Source organism: Mycobacterium sp. NPDC049093, assembly GCF_040704635.1.
Taxonomy (GTDB): Bacteria; Actinomycetota; Actinomycetes; order Mycobacteriales; family Mycobacteriaceae; genus Mycobacterium.
Genome location: NZ_JBEZJS010000001.1, coordinates 487,917 through 513,086 on the forward strand (window position 1 = coordinate 487,917; position 25,170 = coordinate 513,086).

A 25,170-nucleotide genomic window follows, 5' to 3' on the forward strand; every position below is an offset into this window, starting at 1 on the left:
GCCAGTTTTACCCGGTCCTGGCCAAATTGCGTGCGAGCACTGGTCACTGGGCGCCTGGAGTCGTAAAGTCGGGATCCATGCGCTTTGGACTCTTCATCCCGCAGGGCTGGCGTCTCGATCTCGTCGACATTCCCACCGAAAACCACTGGTCGGTGATGCGTGGCCTGGCTACTTACGCCGACGCAGGCGCCTGGGACTCGCTGTGGGTGTACGACCACTTCCATACCGTTCCGGTGCCGACCGACGAGGCCACCCATGAGGCGTGGTCGCTGATGGCCGCGTACGCGGCGACGACGTCGCGCATCAAACTCGGCCAGATGTGCACCGCGATGTCCTACCGCAACCCCGCCTACCTGGCGAAGGTCGCCGCCACCACCGACATCATCTCGGGTGGCCGTGTGCAGATGGGTATCGGTGGCGGCTGGTACGAGCACGAGTGGCGTGCGTACGGCTACGGATTCCCGTCGGCCGGGGTGCGGCTGGGCCGGCTCGACGAGGGCGTGCAGATCATGCGTGACGCCTGGCGGGACGGGCGGGTCAGCTTCGACGGCAAGCACTATCAGGTCGACGGCGCCATTGTGGCCCCGAAGCCACTGCAGGACAACGGCATTCCGATGTGGATTGCCGGTGGTGGGGAGAAGGTCACGCTGCGCATCGCGGCCAAGTATGCGCAGTACACCAACTTCACCTCCGAACCCGAGGGATTCGCGCACAAGTCCGAGGTGCTCGCCGGGCACTGCCGCGACGTCGGCACCGATTACGCCGCGATCGTGCGATCGGCGAACTTCAACGCCGTCATCGGCGAGTCCGAGGCCGACGTCGCCGAACGCGTCGCGCGGTTGCGGGCCCGGCAGGTCCCGGTGGCCGGAGAGGCCGTCGTCGATGCCATGCTGGCAAACGTCACGGCACCCGAATCGGCAAGTGGCACACCCGAACAGGTCATCGAGAAACTCAAGCGGTTGCGCGACCTCGGATGTGAGTACGCCATTCTCTACTTCCCCGAGGCTGCGTACGACCGGTCCGGTATCGAGTTGTTCGAGCGTGAGGTCATCCCTGCGCTGGGCTGACTGATGGAACGCGATGTGCCGGGTTAGCTCGATGCCGGGAGGTTTCGCCTAATAGGCTCGAACGGTGGAACTGCGTCAGTTGCGGTACTTCGTGACCGTCGCCGAGGAGCTGAACTTCGGCCGTGCCGCCGAGCGGCTGCGCATCGCCGGACCGTCGTTGTCCCAGCAGATCAAGGCACTGGAGCGCGACCTCAAGGTGCAGCTGTTCGACCGTGACCGGCGCTCAGTTGCGCTGACCCAGGCCGGTGTCGCACTGCTGCCCGGCGCCCGGGACCTGATCCAGCAGGCCGACGAACTACGCGGGCGGGCACAAGGTTTGGCGATGTCCGAGCCGGTGCGGATCGGGTATGTGAACTGGCGCCCGACTGATTTGGCCGAGCGAGCCGCCGGGGCGGCCCGGTTGCGGGTGGACACCTGGGTGATGCCGTCGCATGCGCAGGCAGCGCGGGTCGCCGACGGCACCCTGGACCTGGCGATCTGCTGGGTGCAGAATTCCGACCTCGACGCATTGGGACTCGATGCCCGGTTGATGGGTGTCGACCGGCTGTACGCGCTGTCCACCGGATCGGACGTTACGCCGGTGAACGCCGCCGACGTGTTGGTGCTGGTGGATGCCGACGCCGCGAGCTGGTCCTCGTGGAACCGATACGGGGAACAGTTCGCTGCCGACACCGAGGCGCGCGTCATGCGCACCGACGACGGCGGCGTGACCGGGCCGACCTTCTTCGAACACGTCCGTGAACTGCGGCGACCGGTGCTCAACAACCCCAAGGGGCAGAATGCGGCGCTGCCCAAGGACCTGGTCCGCCGTCCGGTGCTGGACCCGGTGCCGCTGTGGACGTGGTCATTGGTCTGGCGCCGCGACGAGGACAGTGCGGCCGTCCGGGCCGTGATCGACGCGTTCACCCGCGACGTCGGGGACTTGGGTGTCCGCAATCAGGGAGTCTGGCTGCCCGCCGACGACCCGTATCGCGATCGCGGTCACCGCGGCGAGTAGCACCACGACGGCCCCGACGCCGAGTGCGGCCCGAAACCCGTTGTGAACCAAGGGTGAAACCGCCACCGGCCCGAGGATCTGGCCGACGGAGTAACCAGCGGTCAGCAGCGCCACCGCGCCCGGGAACTGCAGCTGCCGCCCCGCCGCCAGCGCCAGCGTGCTGATTCCGATGAAGGTCCCGCCGAACAGAACCGCACCGAGGACGGCCGCGACGCCGCTTCCGGTGCAGGCCAGCCCGATTCCGCCGGCCTGCAACAGCAATGCCCCGGTGAGCAGCACCGGATGCGAGAAGCGGGAACTCAGCCGCGCCCACAACGCGGCTGACGGTATCGCGGCCAGTCCCACCACCAGCCAGGCGGCAGTGCCCAGCCGGCCCGGCGAGTGCTGTGAGATGGCAGCCACCAGAAAAGTTCCGGCGATGATGTAGCCGATGCCCTCCAAGGTGTAGCTACCGAAGAGCAGGGCGAAGGGGCGCCGGGCGGTTTTGCGGTGGTCGGCGTGGGCTTTCCCGTCGCTCGGGGTGGTGCCCGGGCGGATGAACCACGCGGCCACGCTCAACGCCGCGGTGCACCCGGCGGCCAGCCACCACGCACCCTGCCATCCCGCCCGGGGCGGCAGGCCGAACACCAGGGCGGCCGACAGGGCGATCCCGATGCCGACTCCGCCGAACGCCCAGCCGGGCAGATGGGCAGGGTGTCCGTGGAGATGGTCCAGCACCGTGTTGATGGCGATCACGAACACCAGGGCGCTGGCCACGCCGGCGGCCAGCCGCAGCACCATCCAGCCGGCGGCATTGTCGGTCAACGGCATTGCTGCCAGGCTGACCACCAACACGATGAGCGAGACCCGGCACGCCGACATCGAACGGGACAGCCGGGGTGAGAACGCTCCGGCGACCGCACCCACCAGATAGCCGATGTAGTTGGCGGTGGCCAGGTGTCCGGCCGTCTGCGGGCTGAGTCCGGCCTGCGCGGTCATCAGCGGCAGGATCGGGGTGTAGACGAAACGTCCGATCCCCATCGCGGCGGCCAGCACAGCGGCCGTACGGGCGACGTGCATCCAGGGGGCGGTGGGCATTGCGTCATGGTGTCCCAGGTGCGGCCGCACCTGCCACGTGTCATCGCCTTACAGCTGTGAGGCCCAACCTCCCACTGCTGGTCCATTGACGGCGGCCGCGCGGAAAAGGTCGTCAAACGTACATCGCGTGACTGGCAGATGGCCGCAAAAGGTATGTCGGGTGAAACGTGCGGTGGATCGGCGCCGTGATGTGTTCCATGATCCCCACGTGACGCTGATATCACGGGAGTTCGGGAGCGGAAGCGTGTCCGCCCCAACAGTCGGGGCCGATGTGGCCGCGGTGCTCAACCCCTTGCCGCGCATGGCTTCCCGCGTGGCCACCCCGATTGACTGTTCCCGGCCCGTGCACAGCGCTGACGTCGCCCAATCGCGCCTGTTCGAGGACATTCTGATCGGCGAAATCGCCGAGCTTCGGGACCTTCTCGCCGCGACCGAACTGCGGTGGCGGCGGCTTCGGGAACGCAGCCGGGTGGCCGAGGCGCCGATGCCCGAAGCGCTGGTCCGGCTGCACGGACGCATCGCCGAGGCCGAGCGGTTGCTCGTCCAACTTCGGTGCCGGTTCGGTTACGAGGGAGATTCACTCCGCGTGATTTGAATTCCGCGGGTGCGCTCAGGACGTGCCGGCGCCGTCGGCGAGGTCAGTCGAATGTCACGACGATCTTGTCGGCGGCGCCGGGCGTCGAGGCGGTGGTGAGTGCTTCGTCGACGCGGTCGAACGGGATGGTGTGGCTGACGATGCGGGCGTACTTCTGCCAGTTGGCGCTGAGATCCCTGGTCACCTCGAAGATCTCGTTGGGGTAGCCCATCGAGCCGACGAACGTGATCTCGTTGCTCATCACCGAGAGGAAGTCGACGGGCACCGGCTCTTTGTGGACGGCCACGACGCCGACCGTGGCGCCTTTCTTGGCCGCGGTCACCGCGGTCTGGATGACGGCCGGCACGCCCGCGGCGTCGAGGTAGATGTCGGTGTCGGACTTGCCTCCGAACATGGCTTCGCCCGGCCCGTGCAGTTCGATGAGGCGCTCGACCACGTTCTCCTTCCCGGAGTGGATGACGGCGTCCGCACCGATTTCCAGTGCGGTGTCCAGTCGGGCGGCGATGAGGTCGGCGACCACGATGTGTTGCACGCCAAGTGCTTTGAAGGCCAGCGTGGCTCCGAGCCCGATCGGCCCGGCGCCGAAGATGAGCACTTTGTCGGCGGGTTTGGGCGCACACCGGTTGACCGCGTGACGTGCGACGGCCATGGGCTCGTTGAGCGCGGCCACCTCGAACGGGATGTGATCGGGGATCACCTCGACGTGGGTTCCCCGCACGGCGTCGGTGATGAGCAGATACTCGGCCAGCGCGCCCCGGCCGCCGCCGTTGCCGATGATGTCGTGGGGAGAGGCCATCGGGTCGACGACGACGTGGTCGCCGACCTTCAATCCGGTGACGTCGGCGCCCGCGGCGATGATCTCACCGGCGGGTTCATGCCCCAGCGGCATTCGGCCCTGGTGCGGTGGCAGCCCGCCGATCGCGATGTAGAGCGCGTCGCTGCCGCAGATCCCGCACGCACGGATCTTCACCAGCACGTCGCGCGGCCCGACCTCGGGCCGGTCCACCTCGACGACACCCGTGGTTCCGGGGCCGGTCACCATCGCCACCTTCATGCGCTCACTCCTTGTAGACGTTCTTCGATTCGGCGCGCGGCGTCGCAGACGCTTGCGCCCAGTTCATGCACCTGGTCGGCGGTGAGCGCGGCGAACGGCGCTGCGGTCACCGACATCGTCACCAGTCCGTCCGTGTCCCGGACCGGCGCCGAGATGGTGGCGACGCGGTGGGGACCCGAGTCGTCGAGTTCGCCCGGCAGGTAGTCGACGAGGGTGAGATCGGCGAACGACCAGGCCAGGCGCCTGGTGATGGCGTCGGGCTCGCCCTCGCCGGCCAGGGCGCGCAGAGCGGAGTAGACCCGGACGTACTCGGGACTGAGCCGTTCGACGACGTATCCGCGCCGGCGCACCTCTCCGAGGACCGCCGCCAGGCGCTTGCGCAGCCTCGGCGACGGTTGCCCGACGCCGTCCAGCCAGGCCTGCTGGGCCGGCTCGGGGGCCCATGCGACGTAGTCGCGCCCGAACGGTGCGACCAGCGGGATCCGGAAGTCGGTGCCGATACGCGGGGCGGTGAGCGTCTCGCCCACTGTTTCGACGATCTGCAGGTTTGCCCCGTCGCGATGGGCCAGAAGTACCTGTGCGCCAACCGATTCGGAGAGGTGTTGCAGCACCGGCCGGAACCCGCGGTGATTCGCCGGGCGGCCGAGGGCGGCGATGGCCGGCCCGCAGGAGTAGCCCGCACTGTTGTCGTCGCGCACGACCCATCGATGTGCGGCGAGGGTGGTCAGGATGGCATGGCCGGTGGCCCGGCTGATGTCGAGCCGGCGGGAGATGTCGGCGAGGGTGAACGTTCGGTCGGGCTCGGCAGCCAGCAGCTGCATCACGGCGATCACCCGCTCGGTCGGCGGCGACGGCACTTGACTGGCGGTGTTCTGCCGGTCTACGTTCAGCGTCATATTTTCGAACGCTACGTCGAATATTCGACACGCACAAGTCACGCCCGGGGAGTCATCCATGAGCAGCGCCTCCGATGTCATCGAGTTCGACGACCTGGCGGCGCCGCGGCTCACCGAGGCGCAGCGGCAGATCCTCGACTACACCGAGTCCCGCCCGGTCGATCTGGACATCGCGACGATGCTGGCCGAGGCGCGGACGCAGGCCGGAGCCGATGACCTCGACGACACCGACGGCTTCGGTGACCGACTGGCCGCCCATGTCGCCGCGATCGAGGCCGACACCGGCCTGACCCAGCTGGCCAGGATGACCTTGCGCGCCAGGGTGGTTCGCCTGCTGCGCAACCGGCTGTCGCTGACCGATCTGATCAAGCGATACCCCGAGATCGAGTCGATTCCGATCGAGAAGCCCTTCATCGTCGTCGGCATGCCGCGGTCGGGCACGACGCATCTGGTGAACCTCATCGCCGCCGATCCGCGCCGCCGCGCACTGCCGTACTGGGAGAGCCAGGAGCCGATTCCGGCGCTCGGGCGCGGTCCCGACATCTATGGCGTCGACCCGCGCTATGCCCGGGTGAAAGCCGAACACGACGCGCTGATGGCCAGCACCCCGCTGGTGGCCGCCATGCACGACAGGTATCCGGAGGCGATCGAGGAGGAGGTCGAGATCCTCGACCTCGACCTGGCTTCGTATGTCCTGGAATGGCATGCGCGCGTGCCGGATTGGCGGGACTACTACCTGGGGCTGGATCAGACCCGGCACTACGCCTACCTCAAGAAGGTGCTGCAGGCACTGACATTCCTGCGCGGCCCGCGGACCTGGGTGCTCAAGAGCCCCCAGCACTGCGAGCAGCTCGGCCCCCTGATGGCGACCTTCCCGGATGCGACGGTGGCGTTCACGCACCGTGACCCCGTGGCGGTGATCCAGTCGGCCATCACGATGATGGCCTACGGCGACCGGATGCGCCGCACCAGCATCGACCCCGACTGGCTCCTGGACTACTGGAGTGATCGCGTACACCGGCTGCTCAGCGCGTGCGTGCGCGATCGTGAACTGGTGGCGAGCGACCGCAGCATCGACGTCGCCTTCCACCACCTGGGCGGCAACGAACTGCCGTTGCTGGAACAGCTTTACGCCCGCGGGGGAGTCGAACTGACGTCGAAGGTGCGCAAACGCTTCGAGCAGTATCTCGACAGCAATCCGCGCGGCAAGCACGGTCACATCCGCTACGACCTGCAACGGCACTTCGGCGTCTCGGCCGAGGACCTGCGGGGCCGGTTCGACTTCTACTTCGACCGGTTCGACGTGCGGCCCGAGAGTTGAGGAGACGTCCACGATGAGCGGCGAAACTGTCGAACCGATCTACCGCAGCAGGCCAGGAGCCGGGGCGATGGCACCCGCCTCCGCCGCAGCCGCCGAGCAGGTCGCGCCCGGGCTGTGGTGTTCTCCGGGCCTGTCGAACTCCTACCTGCTGACCACCGCCGACGGCCGCGTGATCATCAACACCGGTATGGGTTTCGAGGGCCCCGTGCACCGGGCCAACTTCGACGCTGTCGATCACTCACCGGTGCGCTACATCATCTTCACCCAGGGTCACGTGGACCACGTCGGAGGTCTGGACAGCGTGCGCGACCCGGACACTCAGGTTGTCGCGCAAGCGAACTGGACCGTCTGGCGGGACGACAACGAGCGGCTGATCCCGTACCGAGCGAGCCGTAGTGCCTTCGCCTTCAGTGAGAAGCTGGCCACCGGCATCCAGGCGATCCAGCAGCGTCTCGGGACTCAGCGCCTGGCCGCCCAGAGCGTGCCCACCGTCGACATCGACTTCGACGAGACCCTGACCTTGGAGGTCGGCGGGCGCCGGATCGAGCTCATCTCGGTGCCCGGCGGAGAGACCACCGACTCGCTGGTGGTCTGGCTGCCGGACGAACGAATCTGCCTGTGCGGAAATACCTTCGGACCGATCTTCGGGCACATTCCCAACCTGGTGACGATGCGCGGTGACCGGTACCGCGACGCGCTCACCGCGATCGCGTCGGTGGAGACGGTGCGTGCGTTGCAGCCCGAACTCCTGGTCACTGGCCACTTCGCCCCGATCGCCGGAGCTGAGCGCATCGACACCGAACTCACCCGACTGCGCGGCGCCATCCAGCACATCCACGACGAGACCGTCGCCGGGATGAACGCAGGCAAGGACGTCGGGACGCTGATGCGGGAGATCACGCTGCCCGCCGAGTACGAGGTCGGGCAGGGCTACGGAAAAGTCGCCTGGGATGTGCGGGCCGTCTGGGAGAACTACTCGGGCTGGTTTCACCACCGCTCGACCACCGAGTTGTATCCGGCGGGGCTCGACGCCGTCACCGCGGACATCGTCGAACTGGCCGGCGCCGAAGCGGTGGTCGACCGGGCCCGGACACACCTGGACGCGGGCCGCCCGGTGCATGCCATCCATCTGGCCGAGCTTGTCGGACCGGGCCATCCGGGGGCTCGCGACGTCCTGCGGCAGGCCCATGAACGCCTGCTGGCCGAGAGCACGAACTTCTGGGAAACCGCCTGGCTCACAAATCAGCTGAGCCGGCTGACAGCGAGGAACTCATGACCGCACGCGTCAACTTCGACTTCACCGGGACCACCGCGTTGATCACCGGCGGCACCAGCGGGATCGGGCACGCCACCGCGACGTTGTTCCGCGATGCCGGAGCCGAGGTGACGATCACCGGTACCAGGGCAGCCGCGACGGATTACGACACCGACCTGACCGGCATGGCCTACCGGCAACTGGTGATCACCGACCACGAGTCGGTGGATGCCGTGGCCGAGAGCTTCGGGAGCCTCGACGTGCTGGTCAACAACGCCGGCGCGAATTTTCCCGGGGGACTGGACGAGTCGAAGCCGGACGGGTTCGACGCGTCGGTGGCGGTGAACCTCACGGGCCCCTACCGGCTGACGGTAGGGCTGTACCGGGCGCTGAGGGCGTCCACCGCAGCGGGCGGCGCCAGTGTCGTGAACCTGGCATCCATGTCGGCCCTGCGGGCGGTGCCGCTGGTTCCCGGCTACGGAGCGGCGAAGGCCGGGATCATCTGCGTCACCCGCAATCTCGCCGTCAAGTGGGCCGACAAAGGTGTCCGGGTCAACGCCGTCGCGCCGGGGGCGATCGACACCCCGATGACCGCCCCCATGCAGTTCGCCCCGGAACTGGTGGAGTCCGAACTGTCCCATATCCCGCTGCGCCGCTTCGGATCCGTCGGCGAGATCGCCCCCGCGATCGCCTTCCTGTGCACCGAGCAGAGCGCCTACACCTCGGGGACGGTCCTCGTCGTCGACGGTGCTTCGGACTGCGCGTAAGCCATGGCGCTGACGGTACTGCGGTTCAATTTCGCCTCCCCGCAAGGAGACCCACGCACCCAGAGCCGGCTGTTGTCGGCCGCGCTGGAACTGGCGCAGTGGGGTGAATCCAAAGGCATCACGTCGGTCAGCGTCGATGAGCACCACGCCACCGGGCATGGCTGGAGCTCCAATCCGATCATGGCGGCCGCGATGTTCCTGGCCCGTACCGAGCGGCTGATCGCCAGTGTGGACTGTGCACTCGGCCCGCTGTGGAATCCGGTCCGGCTCGCCGAGGACATCGCACTGGTGGACAACATGAGCCGCGGGCGGCTGTTCACCACGGTGGGCCTCGGTTATCGCGAAGTCGAATACGACGCGCTCGGAGTAGATTTCAGTGGGCGTGGCGCTCTGATGGACGACCTGATCACCCGGATGCTCGCGGTCTGGGCCGAAACGGGTACCTGGACCCGGCCACATCCCACGCTGTTCGTCGGCGGTGGAGTGCGGGCCACCGCGCGGCGGGCGGCGCGATTCGGTCTGCCGCTGAGCCTGGTCGACCACCTGCCCGACATCGCCGATCACTACCGGGAACTGTGTGCGCAGCAGGGCGTCAAACCGGCAGTCCTGATGCCCGGGCCGGTCAACCGCGGCATGGTCTACCTGCACGAAGACCCGGACCGGGCGTGGGCCGAACTCGGCGAGCACATCCTGTGGGAGGCGGTCACCTACGGCGGCTGGTCGGTCGATCAGCGCTCGCTCATGCATCTGCCGGGAGTCCGCACGCTGGAGGAGGTCAAGGTGTCGGGCCGGTACCGGATCCTGACGCCCGAACAGCTCATCGCCGAGATCCGCGGCGCCGACCAGTACGGGCCGCTCGTCATGCACCCGCTGGTCGGTGGCATGCCCGTCGACGAGGCGTGGAAGTCGGTCGAGTTGCTCACCGACAAGGTGCTGCCCGCGCTCGGCTGATCCCGTGTCCGATCACATATCCCGACCCACGCCTATGCGACCGCCGGAGGTGGCACGATTTGGGTATGGAGAAGATCTCGCTCACCGCGATTGCCCGTCAGCAGTTGGCCTCAGCCCGCACGGCCAACAGTGGACGCAGTGCACACACCGTCTACGGCGGGCATGAACACCAGCTGCGCCAGACTCTGATCGCGATGACCGAGGGCACCGGGCTCGACGAGCACGAGAGCCCCGGTGAGGCCACGCTGCAGGTGATCGAGGGCCGGGTGAAGTTGGCCAATTCCGACGCCAGCTGGGAAGGATCGCCCGGCGATCACATCGTGATCCCGCGTACGCGTCACAGCCTGCATGCGCTCACCGATTCGGTGGTGCTGCTGACCGTCGTCAAGGCCATGGGGCCGCACACCTGACTCAGCGGTGGCTGAGCACGTTGACCACGTTGCCCGACTGATCGGCGAAGAAGAACCGCCGTACACCCCACTCCTCGTCGCTGAGAGGATGCACGATCTTCAAGCCGGCCTCGACCGCGGCGGCATACGCCGCGTCGACGTCGTCGACCTCGATGGAGACGGACGGGTTGACCGGTGCCGTCGCGTCCTTGGTCATCAGACTCACCTGATGACGGAGTTCCGCGTCGGCCAGGGTGACGATCCAGCCGTGGTTCATCACCTCGGTCAGCCCCAGCGTCTGGGTGTAGGCAGCGGCGGTCGCGGCGAGGTCGGACACCGTGAGCACCGGCATCACCCGCCGCACGGTCATATCGCCGGCCCCAGCAGGTCGTCGGCGTCCTTGATGACGTAGCCGTAGCCCTGCTCGGCCAGGAAGCGCTGGCGGTGGGCGGCGTACTCCGCGTCCAACGAATCGCGTGACACCACGGAGTAGAACACCGCGCCGCCGCCGTTGGCCTTGGGCCTCAGCAACCGGCCCAACCGCTGCGCCTCTTCCTGGCGGGAACCGAAGGTGCCTGAAACCTGAACGGCGACAGAGGCTTCCGGCAGGTCGATGGAGAAGTTCGCCACCTTGCTGACCACCAGCGTGGAGATCTCGCCGCGGCGGAACGCGTCGAACAGGGCCTCGCGCTCGGAGTTCTTCGTCGACCCCTGGATCACCGGCGCGTCCAGTTCCTCGCCCAGTTCCTCCAGCTGATCCAGGTACGCGCCGATCACCAGGGTCGGCTCGCCCGGGTGGCGTTCCAGGATCGAGCGGACCACCGCGATCTTGGTGTGCACCGTCGAGCACAGCTTGTAGCGCTCCTCGGGTTCGGCGGTGGCGTAGAGCATGCGCTCGTTGTCGGTCATCGTCACCCGCACCTCGATGCACTCGGCGGGGGCGATCCAGCCCTGGGCCTCGATGTCCTTCCACGGTGCGTCGTAGCGCTTGGGCCCGATCAGCGAGAACACGTCACCTTCGCGGCCGTCCTCGCGGATCAGCGTCGCGGTCAGGCCCAGCCGCCGCCGGGACTGCAGGTCGGCGGTCATCCGGAACACCGGCGCCGGCAGCAGGTGCACCTCGTCGTAGATGATCAGCCCCCAGTCGCGGGTGTCGAAGATCTCCAGATGCTTGTACTCGCCCTTGGTGCGGCGGGTGATCACCTGGTACGTCGCGATGGTGACCGGCCGGATCTCTTTCTTCTCGCCCGAGTACTCGCCGATCTCGTCCTCGGTCAGCGAGGTGCGGGCCACCAGTTCGCGCTTCCACTGCCGCCCGGCCACCGTGTTGGTGACCAGGATCAGCGTCGTCGCGCCGGCCTTGGCCATCGCAGCCGCCCCGACCAGCGTCTTACCGGCCCCGCAGGGCAGCACCACCACGCCCGAGCCGCCCGCCCAGAACGAGTCGGCAGCCATCTCCTGGTAGTCGCGCAGCGCCCAGCCGTCCTGGGCCAGTTCGATCGGATGGGCCTCGCCGTCGACATAGCCGGCCAGGTCCTCGGCCGGCCAGCCGATCTTCAGCAGCATCTGCTTGACCCGGCCGCGCTCGCTGTTGTGCACGATCACGGTGTCGTCGTCGATGCGCGCGCCCAGCATCGGGGCGATCTTCTTGTTGCGCAGCACCTCGGCGAGCACGGCACGGTCGAGGCTGACGAGCGTCAATCCGTGCGCCGGATGTTTGATCAGCTGCAGCCGCCCGTAGCGGCCCATGGTGTCGACGATGTCGACCAGCAGTGGCTGCGGTACCGGGTAGCGCGAGAAGCTGACCAGCGCATCCACCACCTGCTCGGCGTCGTGGCCGGCCGCGCGGGCATTCCACAACGCCAACGGGGTGATGCGGTAGGTGTGCACGTGCTCGGGGGCGCGTTCCAGTTCGGCGAACGGTGCGATGGCGGCACGGGCCGCCCCGGCCTGCTCGTGGTCGACCTCGAGCAGCACCGTCTTGTCGGACTGCACGATCAGTGGGCCGTCAGTCATTCGCGGGATCCCATCCACTCATCGCGCGCATCGCGGGAGAATTCATCGGATCCATTATCCCGAATCGGCCGACGCGCGCATTCAGCGCGGGGCAGCGGTCGGTGCCGGCGGCGGTGCACCACCGGCCGGGAGCGGCACCTGCGGCACTCCCGGGGTACCGACCGCACCGGCCAGCCAGGGCAGCGTGATGCTCAACACTTCTTCGGCGAACGGCCAGTCATGCTTGCCCGGCAGCGCCGTGATCGCGCAGGCGATGCCGTGGCTGCGGCCCAGGTCGCACAGAGTGTGCGCAGCCTCGGTCTGATCGCCGGGGTTGCCCCCAGCGTCCTGGCCGCCGAGGCCCACCGCATCGGGATTGGCCGGATGCGCCCCGTGTTTGACCGGGGCGTCCGAGGAGATCACGAACCAGCCGGACACGCCCTGGTAGCTGCCGTGTTTGTCGATCACGGTGGCCGGGTCGAAGGTGGCCCAGGCCGCGGCGTTCCCGCCGTACAGGCGCGCGATGGTCTGCTCCCTGGTGCCCGCGTTCGGGGCGGTGTCCCCGGCGATGTCGACGAACGAACTGAACAACTCGGGATGCATCACGGTCAGATCCACCGCACACGTTCCGCCCATCGACCAGCCGACCACACCCCAGCCGGCGTCGCGCACACCGAAGGTACTGGTCAGATACGGCGGTACATCCTTGGTGAGATGGTCGGCGACGTTGCCGCGCGGACCGTTGACGCATTCGGTGTCGTTGTTGAAGGAGCCGCCGACGTCGACGAAGACGAACACGGGGGTGTTGCCGCCGTGCTCGGCGGCGAAAGCGTCGATGGTGGCGATCGCGTTGCCGCTGCGCGCCCAATCGGCCGGGGTGTTGAATTCGCCGGCGATCATCATCACCACGGGAAGCGCGGGCGCCGATGGTGCAAACCAGGCCGGCGGTAGGTACACGAGTTCGTCGCGGTGCTTGAAGCCGGACTCGTCGGCGGGAATCGTGACGGACACCAACTCGCCCTGGGACGGAATCTCACCTCGTTGGCGCTGGTCGAGGGCGGTGGCGAGGTCGGTCTCACCCGGTAGCGGGCCGGCCGTCACCTCGTTCCACAGGGCGTTGACCGTGGGGAAGTAGCCGACCCAGAGGTTGACCGCGACGCCCACGCTGAGCAGGCACAACGGAACTGCGGCCACCGAGGCGGTCCGTCGGCGCCAGCGGCTGCCGCGCCAACCCAGGGCCAGCACGGCCACGGCCAACCCGGTCAACCCGATCCAGATCCACAGCGCCGCCGGCGCGGGATCGCCCGCGAGCCCCTGCGAATGGACGAACCAGCGGGCCCATGCCGTCAGGGCGACGCCGACCGCGATCGCGCACGGCAGCCCGATCAGGCGCCAGCGCCGGGTGCGCCAGCCGATCGCCGCGATCAGCGCCACGCCTGCCAGCGCCCACAATGTCGGGGGCAGCCAACCGTGCAGCAGCGACACTCCCCGGTATGCCGGGGGTACCTGATCCGCTGCCGTCAACATCGTTGTCACACCGCCATATTGGTGAACCGCTCTGTGAGCACGCTGTGTCGCGGCTAGTCGGGGTCGGCCGACACCACCGACGTCACCCGGTGGATGGCGAACTCCCGGACCCGCCCGGCGGCCGGGTCGAACGCGGTCAACTGGCCGCCGCGCACGTTGATGGGGGAGACCACCCGCTGTGTGGCCACCCCGGCCGGGTCGACGTAGCCGATCACCACGGAGGTCTGGTTGATCGCGGCCTCCTGCAACTGGGTGATGGCCATCGCCGGATCGAGCCGCACGCTGGCGAACGGACCGGCGGCCACCTTCCGGAGCACCGCGACGATCGCACCCAGGGTCTGGGCGGTCGGCGGAGTGGACGGTCGGTAGACGCGGCGCCGGGTCGGTGCGACGACGCGTGCACCGCGGGCCCTGATGTCGACGACGGTGCCCGTGGAATCCTCGGCGGCCGGGGCGAATCCGGCCTCGCGCAACACGGTCAGTACGTCGGCGATGGGTGCCTGGGACACCGCCACGGTAGGCGCCAGCAGCCGCAGCTCGAGGCGGTCGGCGCCCGGTGAGGCCACCGCCTGAGCCAGCAGGGCCGGATCCTCACACCGCAGGAACGACGTGGCCATGCCCACCCGCAGCTGGCCGTGCCGACGCGCGACGTCGTCGATCAGATAGGTCAACCCTTGCGGCACCGGAGTTTTCGAGTGCTTCTCGAACAGGGTGTGCAACTCGCTGGCGGTCCGCCCGGCATCGAGTGCACGCCGGATCGACGCCTCGCTGATCCGGTAGACCATCGCCGCGCCCGCCGATTCGACGGTGGCCACCTCGGCCAGGTGCCCGGCCAGATCCCGCTCCAGCGGGCCGGGCACGATCACGGTCAGGTCGGCCTGCAGCAGGAAGTGGTCGAGCGGTTTGGGCAGTGCCTTGGCCATCGCGGCCAGCACGTCCTCGTCGGGATCGCCGGCCAGCAGACCGCGAGCCGGGGTGCTGATCGCCCCGCGGCCCACCATGCCCAGCGCATGCGCCTCGGCGAGCAGCCCGCTGACGGTGCCCGGCTGCAGGCGCAGCGCCCAGCGTGGCCGCCGCCAGACCATCGCCCGGGCGGCCTCCGCACCGTCGACCCCGGCGCCCGGAGCCAGCTCGGCCAACACGCTCAGCAGCAGCCTGCGATCCAGGGGAGCTGCCGTCGAATACAGCGAATCCGACAGTGCGGCAAAGGGTTTGTTGTCCGGCCCACGACTACCGATCAGCGCGGGCCGGGCCGGCAGGTCCAGCCAGGTGGAGGCCAACAGGTGCCAGCGGGTGGCGGTAGTGGATTCGACGAACCGGTCGGCGGCCACCGTCGGCGCCCAGTACGGCCCCGTCCCGTCACCCGGGTCAGGTTCGGGCATCCCGGCCGCGATCAGGCCTGCCCCGGCGGCCAGTTCCAGCAGCAGCCCCAACCGTGGTTCGTCGATGCCGGTGGTCTTGGCCAACCGTTTCACGTCACGCACCCCGAGGCCGCCGTTGCGCAACTCGGGAACCGGTGTGCTGCCGAGAGTTTCGATGATCAGATCGATCTCGCGCAGCAGGTCGATCGCCGCTCCGGCAGCCGCCGCGTCCACATCGGCGGGTGTCGTCGACGACGTCTGAAGCACCGGCGTGGTCAACTCGACCGGTCCGGGGGCCTCGCCCCGCATCACCTGGCCGACCAACCGCGGCAGGATCACGGTGTCGTCGTCGATCCGGCGCAGTAGCCCGGCTTCCAGCAGCCGCGGCACCGGCCGGTCCGGCGAAGTGTCCGGTGCCGCGTCGCGGGTGCGGCCCACCGGCGACCCCTCCAACAACCGGGCCAACAGATCGTTCTGTGCGTCGTCGAGTCCGTCGAGCAGGCCGGCGATCTCCTCGGCACTGCGCGCGGCCACCTCGACGGTGGCCTGACCGACGAACCAGGGCAGGCCGGTGGCCACCTCGGGCGCGACCCGTACCTCGGCCTCGCCCCACACCAGGGCCCGCTCGCGCAGATCGTCCAGCGCATCGGCCAGCTCGTTCGCGCAGACCCGGTCGCCCAACAGTTCGCCCAGCTGCGACACCGGCACGGCGTGGGTGTCGGCGTGCAGGACCAGCAGCGCATCCAGGATGGCCAGCCGCCGGAAGTCCAGGGAATCGGTGGCAGCCTTGACCGACTGGCGAGAGGTCGCGCGCGCGGCGAGCGCAGCGATAGTTCCCGGTGGCGGCTGGCTCAGGTCGGGCCGCAGCTCCAGCAGGCGGATCAGGGCCTTGTCATCGAGGTCGGACAGCCAGGCACCCAGCGGGAATCCGGGAGTCTGTGCGGCGGTCATATCCTGACCAGCGTAAAGCAGCCCGCGCGATCCCTCTCCGGGCTCTCCCCCGCCGGTCTCGCCTCCGGTGGAGGAGCCTGCCACAATATGGAGCGTGGCTGACAACAAGAAGAACCATTACGTCGACAACGGCTGGCCCGTGCTCTCCGACGGCGATGATCACGCCGTGAGTGAGCTCGCCACCGACCGCACCGGCGCGCTGTCCCCGTTCGGCGACCTCACCTTTCCGTTGCCGGCCGAGGAGCTGCCCTTCATCCAGTCGGCCACCGTCGTCAACAGGTAGTAGTGGGACTGTCGCACCTCGACGAGTCCGGCGCGGCGCACATGGTCGACGTCACGGCCAAGGACGTCACCAAACGCATCGCGGTGGCCGTGGGCACCGTGCGTACCCGCGCCGATGTGGTGGCTCTCATCGCCTCGGGCGGCCTGCCCAAGGGTGACGCGCTGGCCACGGCTCGCGTGGCCGGGATTCTGGCCGCCAAGCGGACTCCCGAGTTGATTCCGCTGTGCCATCAGTTGGCGCTGACCGGCGTCGACGTGGACTTCGACGCCCGTGACACCGAGGTCACCGTCACCGCCACCGTGCGCAGCACCGACCGCACCGGCGTCGAGATGGAGGCCCTGACCGCGGTGAGCGTGGCCGCGCTGACGCTGTACGACATGATCAAGGCCGTCGACCCCGCCGCGCGCATCGACGACATCAAGGTGTTGCGCAAAGAAGGCGGTAAAACGGGATTGTGGGAAAGAACTACTCAGTGACGCGTTCGGCGCGGGTCATCATCGCCTCCACCCGTGCCGCAGCAGGGGTCTACGACGACCGGACGGGCCCCCTCATCGTCGGCTGGCTCTCTGATCGTGGTTATGACGTCACCGAACAGATGGTGGTCGCCGACGGGCACGCCGTGGGCGATGCCCTGCGCGCCGCGCTGGCCGAGCACGTCGACCTGATCATCACCTCTGGTGGCACCGGCATCTCACCTACGGATGCGACACCGGAATCCACAATCGCCGTACTCGACTATCAAATCCCTGGCCTGGCGGACGCCATCCGTCGCGCCGGCGTGCACAAGGTGCCCACCGCGGTGTTGTCCCGCGGGGTCTGCGGCGTCGCCGGGCGCACCCTTGTCATCAACCTGCCCGGCTCGCCGGGTGGGGTCAAGGACGGGCTGGGGGTGCTGGCGGGCGTGCTGGAGCATGCGCTGGACCAGCTGAGCGGCAAGGACCACCCGTCGCAGCGATGAGCGCTTGCGCGAAGAGGAGACCAATATGAGTGCGAGCGTCCTACGCGTCGATCTGACCGAGACGCCGATCTCGCTGACCGAATACGAGGCGCTGGTGGCCCATGAGGCGGCCGGAGCCGTGGTCGGCTTCTCCGGGGTGGTGCGTGATCACGACGGCGGCCGTTCGGTCATCCGGCTCGACTACTCCGCGCACCCCAACGCACTTCAGACCTTGGAAGAAGTGGCCGCCGAAGTCGCCGCGCAGGCCACCGGGGTACGGGCGATCGCGGTCAGCCACCGCATCGGCACCCTACATATAGGAGACGCCGCCCTGGTGGCCGCTGTGGCAGCGGACCATCGCGGGGCGGCGTTCGAAACCTGTGCCCGTCTCGTCGATACCGTCAAAGAGCGGCTTCCGGTGTGGAAGCACCAGTACTTCTCCGACGGCACCGACGAATGGGTCGGCTCGGCCTGAAACTCAGCCGTTGATGACGATGTTGCCGTCGATGCCCTGCTTCTCGATGGCCTGCTGGATCTGATCGAAGTAGCTGACCGGCTGTACCGCAGGGGCGGGAGCGGGCGCTTCTTCAGGAGCCGGAGCCGGTGCCTCAGGGGCCGGCACCTGCAGCGCGGCGTCGGCGATCGGAGCGGCCTCAGGGGCCGGGGCAAGCGCGGCGTCCATCGGAGCGGCTTCGGGAGCCGGGGCCGGAGCCTCAGGGGCCGGCGGAAGGTCCTCGGGGGCCGGCGGCAGCGCTTCGGGTGCGGGCGGCAGCGGGGCGTCCATCGGGGCCGCTTCGGGACCCGGGGCCGGAGCCTCAGGGGCCGGCGGCAGTTCGCCGTTGACCGCAGGTGCATCCAGCGGGGCAGCGGGAGCGGGCTCGTTGACCACGTTGCGCGGGGTGGCGCCCGAGAGGCCGCGTCCACAGACGGGCCAAGCGCCCTTGCCCTGGCCGGCCAGCACGCGCTCGGCGACGGCGATCTGCTGTTCCTTGGTGGCCATGTAGGCGTTGGGTGCGTACTCGCCGCCGCCGTTGGAAGACCACGTGCTGGGCGAGAACTGCAGGCCGCCGTGGTAGCCGTTGCCGGTGTTGATAGCCCAGTTGCCACCGGACTCACAACGGGCGACGGTGTCCCACTCGCCGTCGGTCGCCGCCATCGCCTGGCTGGCCATCGCGAGGCTGCCGCCTGCGATCGCAGCGCCGGTCACCGCGATCTTCGCGACGTTCTTGGCTGATGAAGACGTGGTGGGCTTGCGATGCCGTCCACTCATAAGCGTGAAGGTCCTCTCGTATGCGCCCACGAGGTCAGCTGTCGGGTTCGGGCGGGAGAGGTCGCCCGGCCGTCGTCGTCGAAACTCTGACGGCTTCACCCCAAGGGGCCGCAAGCGGCTCCTGGTCCTGAAGTAAATCGGTGGACCGGTTGGGTCCCCCGCCTCCATCCTTGTTGTTCGTCGTTAACCCCTGCCCGATGGATGGAGCTCGGCGCTTCGGTATGAGGGTGGGCCAACTGATTAGGGTCCGTTGACTTGGGAATGAACGGTAACTGCTGCCCGCTATCCCGTCACCTTTAGCGGCCTCGGGCGTTTTCGATCCGAGCAAACTCTAAAAGTTGTTTAAAGGTGCAGGTTATTTCTGCGTTGTCGCAGGTGAGCGAAGGGCTCCACCCCGCCGTAGCCAGCTCGTGACCATTTCGTTATGTGATGCAAATCACGTTAGCCGCCGGCGAAGGGGGGTAACACATCGATCGTCTGCTGCGTTGATATCGGCTTGCCCATATCGCGGACGGCGACCCCGTCCGCCAGGTATGAGCAGCGCTTTAGGACGCGCCCGAGCTCGGCGTCGCGACCGCTGAGGTGCTCGACGAGCGTCGCGATCGTGGAATCCTTTGCCAAATCTAACGTTTCCGCATCAACTCCGGCTGCGGCGGCCGCAGCAGCGAAATAGCGGACCGTGACGGCCATGGTGTGCCCTGTCATCTAGCCGCCGATCGCGCTCATCGGCCGGGCGGGCTGCACGAAATCCGGGTTGTTGATGCCGTGCCCGGCGGGCTTGCCCCACATCGCCGTCCGCCAGGCCGCCTCGATGTCGGCGTCGTCGGCGCCACCGCGCAGCAGGGCGCGCAGATCGCTCTCCTCGGTGGAGAACAGGCAGCTGCGGATCTGGCCGTCGGCGGTCAGCCTGGTGCGGTCACAGGCCGAACAGAAGGCGTGTGACACCGAGGCGATCACCCCGACGGTGCCCGCGGGGTGCTCGGCGCCTGCGGCGACCTGCCACAGCTCGGCGGGCGCTGAGCCGCGCGGCTTCGGATCGGTCCGCAGGTCGAAGTGCTTGCGCAGGGTGGCCAGGATGGTGTCGGCGTCGATCACCGTGCCGCGCTGCCAGGTGTGCCCGGCGTCAAGGGGCATCTGCTCGATGATCCGTAGTTGGTAGCCGTGGTCCAGGCAGTAGCCCAGCAGGGGCACGGCGTCGTCGAGGCCCGACACGGGATCCAGCACCGCGTTGACCTTCACCGGCGCCAACCCGGCCGCCTTGGCGGCCGCCAGGCCGTCCAGCACGTCGGCCAGTCGGTCCCGACGGGTGATGCGGGCGAAGTGGGCGGCGTCGACGCTGTCGAGGGAAACGTTGATCCGGTCCAGTCCGGCCTGCCGGAGACCGGCCGCGCGCCGGGCCAGCCCGATGCCGTTGGTGGTCAGCGTGATCTCCGGGCGGGGGCGCAGCGCCGCAGCTGCTGCCACCACGTCCTCCAGATGGCGGGTGACCAATGGTTCGCCGCCGGTGAACCGCACGCTCGTGATGCCCAGGCGGGTGACCGCGATGCGTAACAGTCGGCTCAGTTCGTCGGTGCTGAGCAGCGCGTCGCCGGGCAGCCAGTCCAGGCCCTCGGCGGGCATGCAGTACGTACAGCGCAGATTGCACTTGTCGGTCAGCGAGACCCGCAGGTCGGTGGCCACCCGGCCGTAGGTGTCGACCAGGGGCCCGGTTGTCGGTGCCGGATCGAGAGGCGGGGCGGGCCTGTTCACCGAAGGCAGCCCGAGCGAGGTCAGGGTCATACCGCGGCCTTCAGCGAGTCGACCGGGACGATCTCCTTGCCCAGCGGCACCAGCGAGACCGGGATCAGCTTGAGATCGGCCAGCGCCAGCGGGATTCCGATGATGGTGACCGCCATGGCCACCGCGCTGATCAGGTGGCCCAGCGCCAGCCACCAGCCGAACAGGACGATCCAGATGATGTTGCCGACCAGGGCGCCGGGCCGGGTGCCCGGCTTGTCCACGATGGTGCGGCCGAACGGCCACAGGGCATAGGAGGCGATGCGCAGCGAGGCGAACCCGAACGGGATCGTGATGATCAGGACGAAACAGATCAGCGCGGCCAGCAGGTATCCCAGCGCCAGCCACAGGCCGCCGAAGATCAACCAGATGATGTTCAGAATCACTCGCATTACCGGCGCATCTCTCTTCCAGAGGTGGTTTCAAGCCTACCGAGTAATAGGGGTGAAGCACCCAGGGAGGGCCGAGTAAGATCGCTCCATCGCGTCCCGGCGCTGACGGGGCGCGAACTTTATGTGTGTAGGTAGTTCTGACAAGACGAGCGGGTGAGTGCAGTGCCGACCGGCAAGGTGAAGTGGTACGACGCCGAAAAGGGCTTCGGCTTTGTGTCCCAGGAGGACGGCGAGGACGTCTATGTGCGGTCCTCGGCATTGCCCGCGGGTGTCGAAGGCCTGAAGGCCGGTCAACGTGTCGAGTTCGGCGTCGCGGCAGGCCGTCGTGGCCCGCAGGCGTTGAGCCTCAAGCTCATCGACCCGCCGCCGAGTCTGGCCCGGTCGCGGCGCGAGGCCGAGCGGCCCGAGCACAAGCACACGCCCGATGAGCTGCACGGCATGGTTTCGGACATGATCACGCTGCTCGAGGACATCGTGCAGCCCGAGCTGCGCAAGGGGCGCTACCCCGACCGCAAGGTCGCGCGCCGGGTGTCCGAGGTGGTCAAGGCCGTCGCGCAGGAGCTCGACGCCTAGTACTCCCGCGCAGAACGTCGGCTTGTGGTCGAGGATCCGCTGATTTTTCGAACACCAGCCAACGCTCGACGGGCACACTGGGTCCATGGCTCAGGGCACCTACGTCGCCGACAAGTCCAACTCCGGCGAGTTCAATCGCGATACCAACTACATCACCACCAGGATCACGGCCGACGGACGTGACGGTTACCCCGTCGAACCCGGCCGGTACCGGTTGATCGTTGCGCGGGCCTGCCCGTGGGCCAACCGCACGATCATCGTGCGGCGCCTGCTGGGCCTGGAAAACGTTCTCTCCATTGGCTTTTGCGGGCCGACGCACGACGCGCGCAGCTGGACCTTCGACCTCGATCCCGGTGGGCTCGACCCGGTGCTGAAGATTCCGCGGTTGCAGGACGCGTACTTCAAACGCGACCCGAACTACCCGAAGGGCATCACCGTGCCGGCGATCGTCGAGGTGGCCACGGGTGCGGTGGTGACCAACGACTTCGCCCAGATGACACTGGACTTCTCCACCGAGTGGACGGAGTACCACCGCGAGGGAGCCCCGCAGCTGTATCCCGAGCCGTTGCGCGCGGAGATCGACGAGGTGGCCAAGCGCATCTACACCGAGGTCAACAACGGGGTCTACCGGTGCGGCTTCGCCGGCTCGCAGGAGGCCTACGACCAGGCCTACGACCGGTTGTTCGCGACGCTGGACTGGCTCACCGACCGGCTGAGCACTCAGCGTTATCTGGTGGGCGACACCATCACCGAGGCCGACGTCCGGCTGTTCACCACGCTGGCCCGGTTCGACCCGGTCTACCACGGCCATTTCAAGTGCAACCGGTCCAAGCTCGCCGAGATGGACGTGCTGTGGGCGTACGCGCGAGACCTGTTCCAGACGCCCGGCTTCGGCGACACCATCGATTTCGTCCAGATCAAGCAGCACTACTACATCGTGCATTCGGACATCAACCCGACGCAGATCGTGCCCAAGGGCCCGGACCTGGCCAACTGGCTGACGCCGCATGGGCGGGAATCCCTGGGCGGCAGGCCTTTCGGTGACGGCACCCCGCCGGGGCCGACGCCGCAGGGTGAACGTGTCCCGGAGGGACACGGCGCGTCGTAGCCGGGAAGGTCAGAGGCCGGGCAGACAGTTGACGAACGGGATGAGCCCGGGGCACTGCTCGAAAATGTTCGGCGGATTCTCCGGCGGCGGAGGCGGCGGGATCGGCGTCGGGAACAGGTTGGGTCCCTCCCAGTAATGGGCAGGGGCGTGGGTTCGCACGTCATATTCGAAGTAGTAGGTGTGGCAGATACCCATGTCCCACACCAGGTCTGCATCCGACCGGGGCGGGTCGTTCGGCAGCGGTTGCCCAGGGCACCACTGGAACGGGCCGTAGGTGTAGGCGTGGGCGGTACCGAACCCGACGCCGAGCGCTCCCGCGACGCCGCCGCACACAAGTCCGGCGGTTGCCAGACCCACCCTCAGTGGCCTCATGAAAATACGTTAACGCTGCACAACCGTCGAAAATCACGGTCTGAGAGATCCGGTCCAGTGTTGCTTGTCAAGGCAAGCAGCAAAGCGGCCGGAGGCTCAGGGCCAGACGGTGCTGATCGACCATTCCGCATGCGGCAGCGCGAACTCCTCGCCGTCCTGGTCCTGAACCAGGGTCAGCACTTGCACCGCCAGGCCGGTCAGCCGACCCCGGTTGGGATCGACGGTCGGGATGGTCACGGCCAGCGTCGTCTTGGGCGCGAAGTACGACACCGTCGTGTCGATCGGGTTCTCGTACACCTGCAGCAGCCGCCACGGTGCACGGGCGACCGCACTGGGCACCGACAGCTGCACCGGGTTGTCTTTCCTGACCGCCAACTCGCCCGTGTCCCGCGGCTCCTTGCAGTCGTCGAGGTTGAGTACCTCGCAGTACTGGAACGGGCCGACCCGCACCGAGTGTCCGTGCGAGTACGCGCTGATCTCCGGAAGCTGGTCGCCCTGTGCACTGTGCAGTCGCCAGACCCCGACCGCGGTACCGGCGATCGCCAGTACGATCACGGCCCCCAGGACCGCCAGGACACGCTTCATCAGGACTCCCACTGTGCTGTTGTCGGGGCTGCCGCGGGACGGCTGCCGCCTTCTCGTGCGGCATGGACCGGGCGATTACCGCCCAGGCCCGGAATCAGGGATTCGCCGCGGTAGCTCACGATCGTCTGCGCCAGTCCGAGTATCAGCACGGCCGTGATCGTAGTGAACCCGACCGTGAGGTCCGTGTAGATCAGCACCCCGGTGGCGCCGCCGATAACCCAGGCCAGCTGCAGCACCGATTCCGAGCGGCCGAATGCCGAGGCCCGCGAGGCCTCGGGGAGATCGTCCTGCAGGGACGCGTCGAGGGAGGCCTTGGCGATGGCGCTGGCGCCCGAGGTGATCAGTGTCGCCCCAGCGGCCACCAGCAGGTTCCCGGTGAGCGCGGTGGCCAGCGCGACAACCGTGACGGCGGCCGCGGCCCGCACGACCAGCTGTGCGGGGCGGCCTAGCTTGAGCCGCGCGGCGGCTATGTTGCCGCCGAAGTTGCCGATTCCGGCCGCAGCCCCGATCAGTCCGAGGATCAGCAGCTGTTCCCAGCCGCTGGCATCGTGGGACTTGGCGACGAAAGCCGGGTACAGGAACAGGAATCCGACCATCACCTTGATGGTGCAGTTGCCCCACAGCGCGGTGATGGTGTTGCGGCCCAACGGTTGACGTTCGGCCTTGGGCTTGCCGGGGTGACGGCGCATCTCGTCCCGCCCGCCGGATTGACCGTGGTAGCTCAGGGTGGTGGGCACCTCACCCTCGGTGACCTCGACCCACTTCGGGATCCGCATCGACAGCACCGCGCCGGCCACCGAGACCGCGACGACCACGTACAGCGCCCCGGGCAGTTGAGCCACCTTGAACAGATATTCGGCCCCCGCGGCGATGCCGCCGCCGACGACGGTGCCGCCGAGCAGTCCGAAGGTGGTCAGTCGGGAGTTGACCCGGACCAGGTCGATCGAGGGGGGCAGCACCCGCGGCGTGACCGCGCTGCGCAGCACCGAGAAGGATTTGGACAGCACCATCATGCCCAGCGCGCACGGGTAGAGCACCCAGGACGGATAGCTCCCGGTGGCGCCGTCGTAGTTGGCGATCAAGATCACGATCAACCCGGTGCGTAGTGCGAACGAGGCCGCCAGCGCCATTCGGCGACCGTGCTGCAGGCGGTCCAGCGCGGGACCGATCAGCGGGGCGATCACGGCGAACGGCGCAATGGTGATCAGCAGGTACAGCGCGACCTTGCTCTTGGACTCGCCGCTGGCCGCAGCGAAGAACAACGTGTTGGCCAGTGCGACGGCCATGGCTGCGTCGACGGCGAAGTTTGCCACAACCGGCCAGGTCAGTGCGGTCAGCCCGGACTTGTCGGCGCCGTCGGCGGTGGCCGCGCGGTGCACGAAACCGTACATCCGCGAACCCATTTCGCGGCTGCGTGCCGCGGCGGCCCGGGTGACGGTGACCTTCTCACCGGCTGCCGCGCCGACGCCGTGGGAGCGTTGCGAGTCGTCCTGCCTGGGGTGCGCGGTGGTGTGTTGCTCGTCGAGCGGCGGCAGCCAGCGGTTGGAGCTGGGCACCGATTGTCTGCGTGGCCGCCGCGGCGTCTCGTCGCTGGGGTAGTTGGCCATTCCGGGATGTTCCGCGCCGTGATCGGCCGGCGGCCGCGGCGGGTAGTAGGTCACCCCCCGATTC

27 protein-coding genes, 1 pseudogene and 1 riboswitch are annotated in these 25,170 nt (G+C 68.2%); of the genes and pseudogenes, 14 read left to right on the forward strand and 14 right to left on the reverse strand.

Features of this window, described 5'->3' with window-relative positions:
- The first annotated feature begins 77 nt into the window (after positions 1-77).
- Entirely contained in the window at positions 78-1,067 is a 990-nt protein-coding gene (locus tag AB0876_RS02270; RefSeq protein WP_526041091.1) for an LLM class F420-dependent oxidoreductase, read from the forward strand.
- Positions 1,068-1,131: 64 nt separating this feature from the next.
- Positions 1,132-2,064 (forward strand): LysR family transcriptional regulator, encoded by a 933-nt coding sequence (locus AB0876_RS02275; protein ID WP_526041092.1) that lies wholly within the window; start codon positions 1,132-1,134, stop codon positions 2,062-2,064.
- 42 nt (positions 2,065-2,106) lie between these two features.
- Here AB0876_RS02275 and AB0876_RS02280 read toward each other — a convergent pair.
- Positions 2,107-3,141, reverse strand: a pseudogene (locus AB0876_RS02280) (YbfB/YjiJ family MFS transporter); the annotation flags it as partial.
- 244 nt (positions 3,142-3,385) lie between these two features.
- On the opposite strand from AB0876_RS02280, the gene AB0876_RS02285 reads away from it, so the two are divergent.
- Positions 3,386-3,736 carry a hypothetical protein gene (locus AB0876_RS02285; RefSeq protein WP_491837391.1) on the forward strand — a complete coding sequence of 117 codons (351 nt, stop codon included), beginning with the start codon at positions 3,386-3,388 and terminating at the stop codon, positions 3,734-3,736.
- A 43-nt stretch (positions 3,737-3,779) separates the two neighbouring features.
- On the opposite strand, the gene AB0876_RS02290 is transcribed toward AB0876_RS02285, so the two are convergent.
- Both AB0876_RS02290 and AB0876_RS02295 read right to left on the reverse strand, forming a co-directional pair.
- Positions 3,780-4,790, reverse strand: coding sequence for a zinc-dependent alcohol dehydrogenase (locus AB0876_RS02290; RefSeq protein WP_526041093.1), 1,011 nt, complete (start codon positions 4,788-4,790; stop codon positions 3,780-3,782).
- Positions 4,787-5,686 carry an IclR family transcriptional regulator gene (locus AB0876_RS02295; protein WP_526041094.1) on the reverse strand — a complete coding sequence of 300 codons (900 nt, stop codon included), beginning with the start codon at positions 5,684-5,686 and terminating at the stop codon, positions 4,787-4,789. Before AB0876_RS02295 ends, AB0876_RS02290 begins: the two co-directional genes overlap by 4 nt.
- Before the next feature lie 58 nt (positions 5,687-5,744).
- Here AB0876_RS02295 and AB0876_RS02300 point away from each other — a divergent pair, with 58 nt between their 5' ends.
- The 5 genes from AB0876_RS02300 (at position 5,745) to AB0876_RS02320 (ending at position 10,390) form a co-directional block, all read left to right on the forward strand.
- Entirely contained in the window at positions 5,745-7,007 is a 1,263-nt protein-coding gene (locus AB0876_RS02300; RefSeq protein WP_526041095.1) for a sulfotransferase, read from the forward strand.
- A 13-nt stretch (positions 7,008-7,020) separates the two neighbouring features.
- Positions 7,021-8,283 carry an MBL fold metallo-hydrolase gene (locus tag AB0876_RS02305; protein WP_526041096.1) on the forward strand — a complete coding sequence of 421 codons (1,263 nt, stop codon included), beginning with the start codon at positions 7,021-7,023 and terminating at the stop codon, positions 8,281-8,283.
- Complete coding sequence (locus tag AB0876_RS02310) at positions 8,280-9,029, forward strand: SDR family NAD(P)-dependent oxidoreductase (RefSeq protein WP_526041097.1); 750 nt, start codon at positions 8,280-8,282, stop codon at positions 9,027-9,029. Before AB0876_RS02305 ends, AB0876_RS02310 begins: the two co-directional genes overlap by 4 nt.
- 3 nt (positions 9,030-9,032) lie before the next feature.
- Positions 9,033-9,980, forward strand: coding sequence for an LLM class flavin-dependent oxidoreductase (locus tag AB0876_RS02315; RefSeq protein WP_491837397.1), 948 nt, complete (start codon positions 9,033-9,035; stop codon positions 9,978-9,980).
- A 65-nt stretch (positions 9,981-10,045) separates the two neighbouring features.
- The gene (locus AB0876_RS02320) at positions 10,046-10,390 is read left to right on the forward strand and encodes a cupin domain-containing protein (protein WP_064885597.1); all 345 of its coding nucleotides are present in this window, start codon (positions 10,046-10,048) and stop codon (positions 10,388-10,390) included.
- A gap of 1 nt (position 10,391) precedes the next feature.
- On the opposite strand, the gene AB0876_RS02325 is transcribed toward AB0876_RS02320, so the two are convergent.
- From AB0876_RS02325 to AB0876_RS02340, 4 genes are all read right to left on the reverse strand, one after another.
- A complete protein-coding gene (locus AB0876_RS02325; RefSeq protein ID WP_491837398.1) occupies positions 10,392-10,739 on the reverse strand; it encodes a VOC family protein in 348 nt (115 codons plus the stop codon).
- Positions 10,736-12,385, reverse strand: coding sequence for a DNA repair helicase XPB (locus AB0876_RS02330; protein WP_491837399.1), 1,650 nt, complete (start codon positions 12,383-12,385; stop codon positions 10,736-10,738). Before AB0876_RS02330 ends, AB0876_RS02325 begins: the two co-directional genes overlap by 4 nt.
- A gap of 81 nt (positions 12,386-12,466) precedes the next feature.
- Entirely contained in the window at positions 12,467-13,891 is a 1,425-nt protein-coding gene (locus AB0876_RS02335) for an alpha/beta hydrolase (RefSeq protein ID WP_526041463.1), read from the reverse strand.
- A 53-nt stretch (positions 13,892-13,944) separates the two neighbouring features.
- Positions 13,945-16,203 (reverse strand): helicase-associated domain-containing protein, encoded by a 2,259-nt coding sequence (locus AB0876_RS02340; RefSeq protein WP_526041098.1) that lies wholly within the window; start codon positions 16,201-16,203, stop codon positions 13,945-13,947.
- Positions 16,204-16,288: 85 nt separating this feature from the next.
- Here AB0876_RS02340 and AB0876_RS02345 point away from each other — a divergent pair, with 85 nt between their 5' ends.
- The 4 genes from AB0876_RS02345 to AB0876_RS02360 are packed head-to-tail and all read left to right on the forward strand — an operon-like array spanning position 16,289 to position 17,898.
- Complete coding sequence (locus AB0876_RS02345; protein WP_055117555.1) at positions 16,289-16,486, forward strand: hypothetical protein; 198 nt, start codon at positions 16,289-16,291, stop codon at positions 16,484-16,486.
- 2 nt (positions 16,487-16,488) lie between these two features.
- Positions 16,489-16,962, forward strand: coding sequence for a cyclic pyranopterin monophosphate synthase MoaC (gene moaC / locus AB0876_RS02350; protein ID WP_491837401.1), 474 nt, complete (start codon positions 16,489-16,491; stop codon positions 16,960-16,962).
- Positions 16,959-17,444: a MogA/MoaB family molybdenum cofactor biosynthesis protein gene (locus AB0876_RS02355; RefSeq protein ID WP_491837402.1), complete on the forward strand. Its 486-nt coding sequence runs from the start codon at positions 16,959-16,961 to the stop codon at positions 17,442-17,444. The genes moaC and AB0876_RS02355 overlap by 4 nt, the downstream gene beginning before the upstream one ends.
- Before the next feature lie 25 nt (positions 17,445-17,469).
- Complete coding sequence (locus AB0876_RS02360) at positions 17,470-17,898, forward strand: molybdenum cofactor biosynthesis protein MoaE (RefSeq protein WP_491837403.1); 429 nt, start codon at positions 17,470-17,472, stop codon at positions 17,896-17,898.
- 3 nt (positions 17,899-17,901) lie between these two features.
- On the opposite strand, the gene AB0876_RS02365 is transcribed toward AB0876_RS02360, so the two are convergent.
- From AB0876_RS02365 to AB0876_RS02380, 4 genes are all read right to left on the reverse strand, one after another.
- Complete coding sequence (locus AB0876_RS02365; protein WP_526041099.1) at positions 17,902-18,693, reverse strand: transglycosylase family protein; 792 nt, start codon at positions 18,691-18,693, stop codon at positions 17,902-17,904.
- Between the two features lie 8 nt (positions 18,694-18,701).
- Positions 18,702-18,886: riboswitch (cyclic di-AMP (ydaO/yuaA leader) on the reverse strand.
- Between the two features lie 248 nt (positions 18,887-19,134).
- Entirely contained in the window at positions 19,135-19,383 is a 249-nt protein-coding gene (locus AB0876_RS02370) for a MoaD/ThiS family protein (protein WP_491837405.1), read from the reverse strand.
- A 15-nt stretch (positions 19,384-19,398) separates the two neighbouring features.
- The gene (moaA, locus tag AB0876_RS02375; protein WP_526041100.1) at positions 19,399-20,472 is read right to left on the reverse strand and encodes a GTP 3',8-cyclase MoaA; all 1,074 of its coding nucleotides are present in this window, start codon (positions 20,470-20,472) and stop codon (positions 19,399-19,401) included.
- Positions 20,469-20,861 carry a YccF domain-containing protein gene (locus AB0876_RS02380; RefSeq protein WP_491837407.1) on the reverse strand — a complete coding sequence of 131 codons (393 nt, stop codon included), beginning with the start codon at positions 20,859-20,861 and terminating at the stop codon, positions 20,469-20,471. The genes moaA and AB0876_RS02380 overlap by 4 nt, the downstream gene beginning before the upstream one ends.
- Before the next feature lie 162 nt (positions 20,862-21,023).
- On the opposite strand from AB0876_RS02380, the gene AB0876_RS02385 reads away from it, so the two are divergent.
- A complete protein-coding gene (locus AB0876_RS02385; protein WP_055117540.1) occupies positions 21,024-21,434 on the forward strand; it encodes a cold-shock protein in 411 nt (136 codons plus the stop codon).
- Between the two features lie 85 nt (positions 21,435-21,519).
- Positions 21,520-22,542 carry a glutathione S-transferase family protein gene (locus AB0876_RS02390; protein WP_526041101.1) on the forward strand — a complete coding sequence of 341 codons (1,023 nt, stop codon included), beginning with the start codon at positions 21,520-21,522 and terminating at the stop codon, positions 22,540-22,542.
- Between the two features lie 9 nt (positions 22,543-22,551).
- Here the strand turns inward: AB0876_RS02390 and AB0876_RS02395 are convergent, their stop codons facing one another.
- The 3 genes from AB0876_RS02395 to AB0876_RS02405 all read right to left on the reverse strand — a co-directional run bounded on the left by AB0876_RS02395 (position 22,552) and on the right by AB0876_RS02405 (position 25,106).
- A complete protein-coding gene (locus tag AB0876_RS02395; RefSeq protein ID WP_526041102.1) occupies positions 22,552-22,914 on the reverse strand; it encodes a hypothetical protein in 363 nt (120 codons plus the stop codon).
- A 96-nt stretch (positions 22,915-23,010) separates the two neighbouring features.
- Positions 23,011-23,499: a DUF2771 family protein gene (locus AB0876_RS02400; RefSeq protein WP_526041103.1), complete on the reverse strand. Its 489-nt coding sequence runs from the start codon at positions 23,497-23,499 to the stop codon at positions 23,011-23,013.
- Positions 23,499-25,106 carry an MFS transporter gene (locus tag AB0876_RS02405; RefSeq protein WP_463792711.1) on the reverse strand — a complete coding sequence of 536 codons (1,608 nt, stop codon included), beginning with the start codon at positions 25,104-25,106 and terminating at the stop codon, positions 23,499-23,501. Before AB0876_RS02405 ends, AB0876_RS02400 begins: the two co-directional genes overlap by 1 nt.
- Positions 25,107-25,170 lie beyond the last annotated feature (64 nt).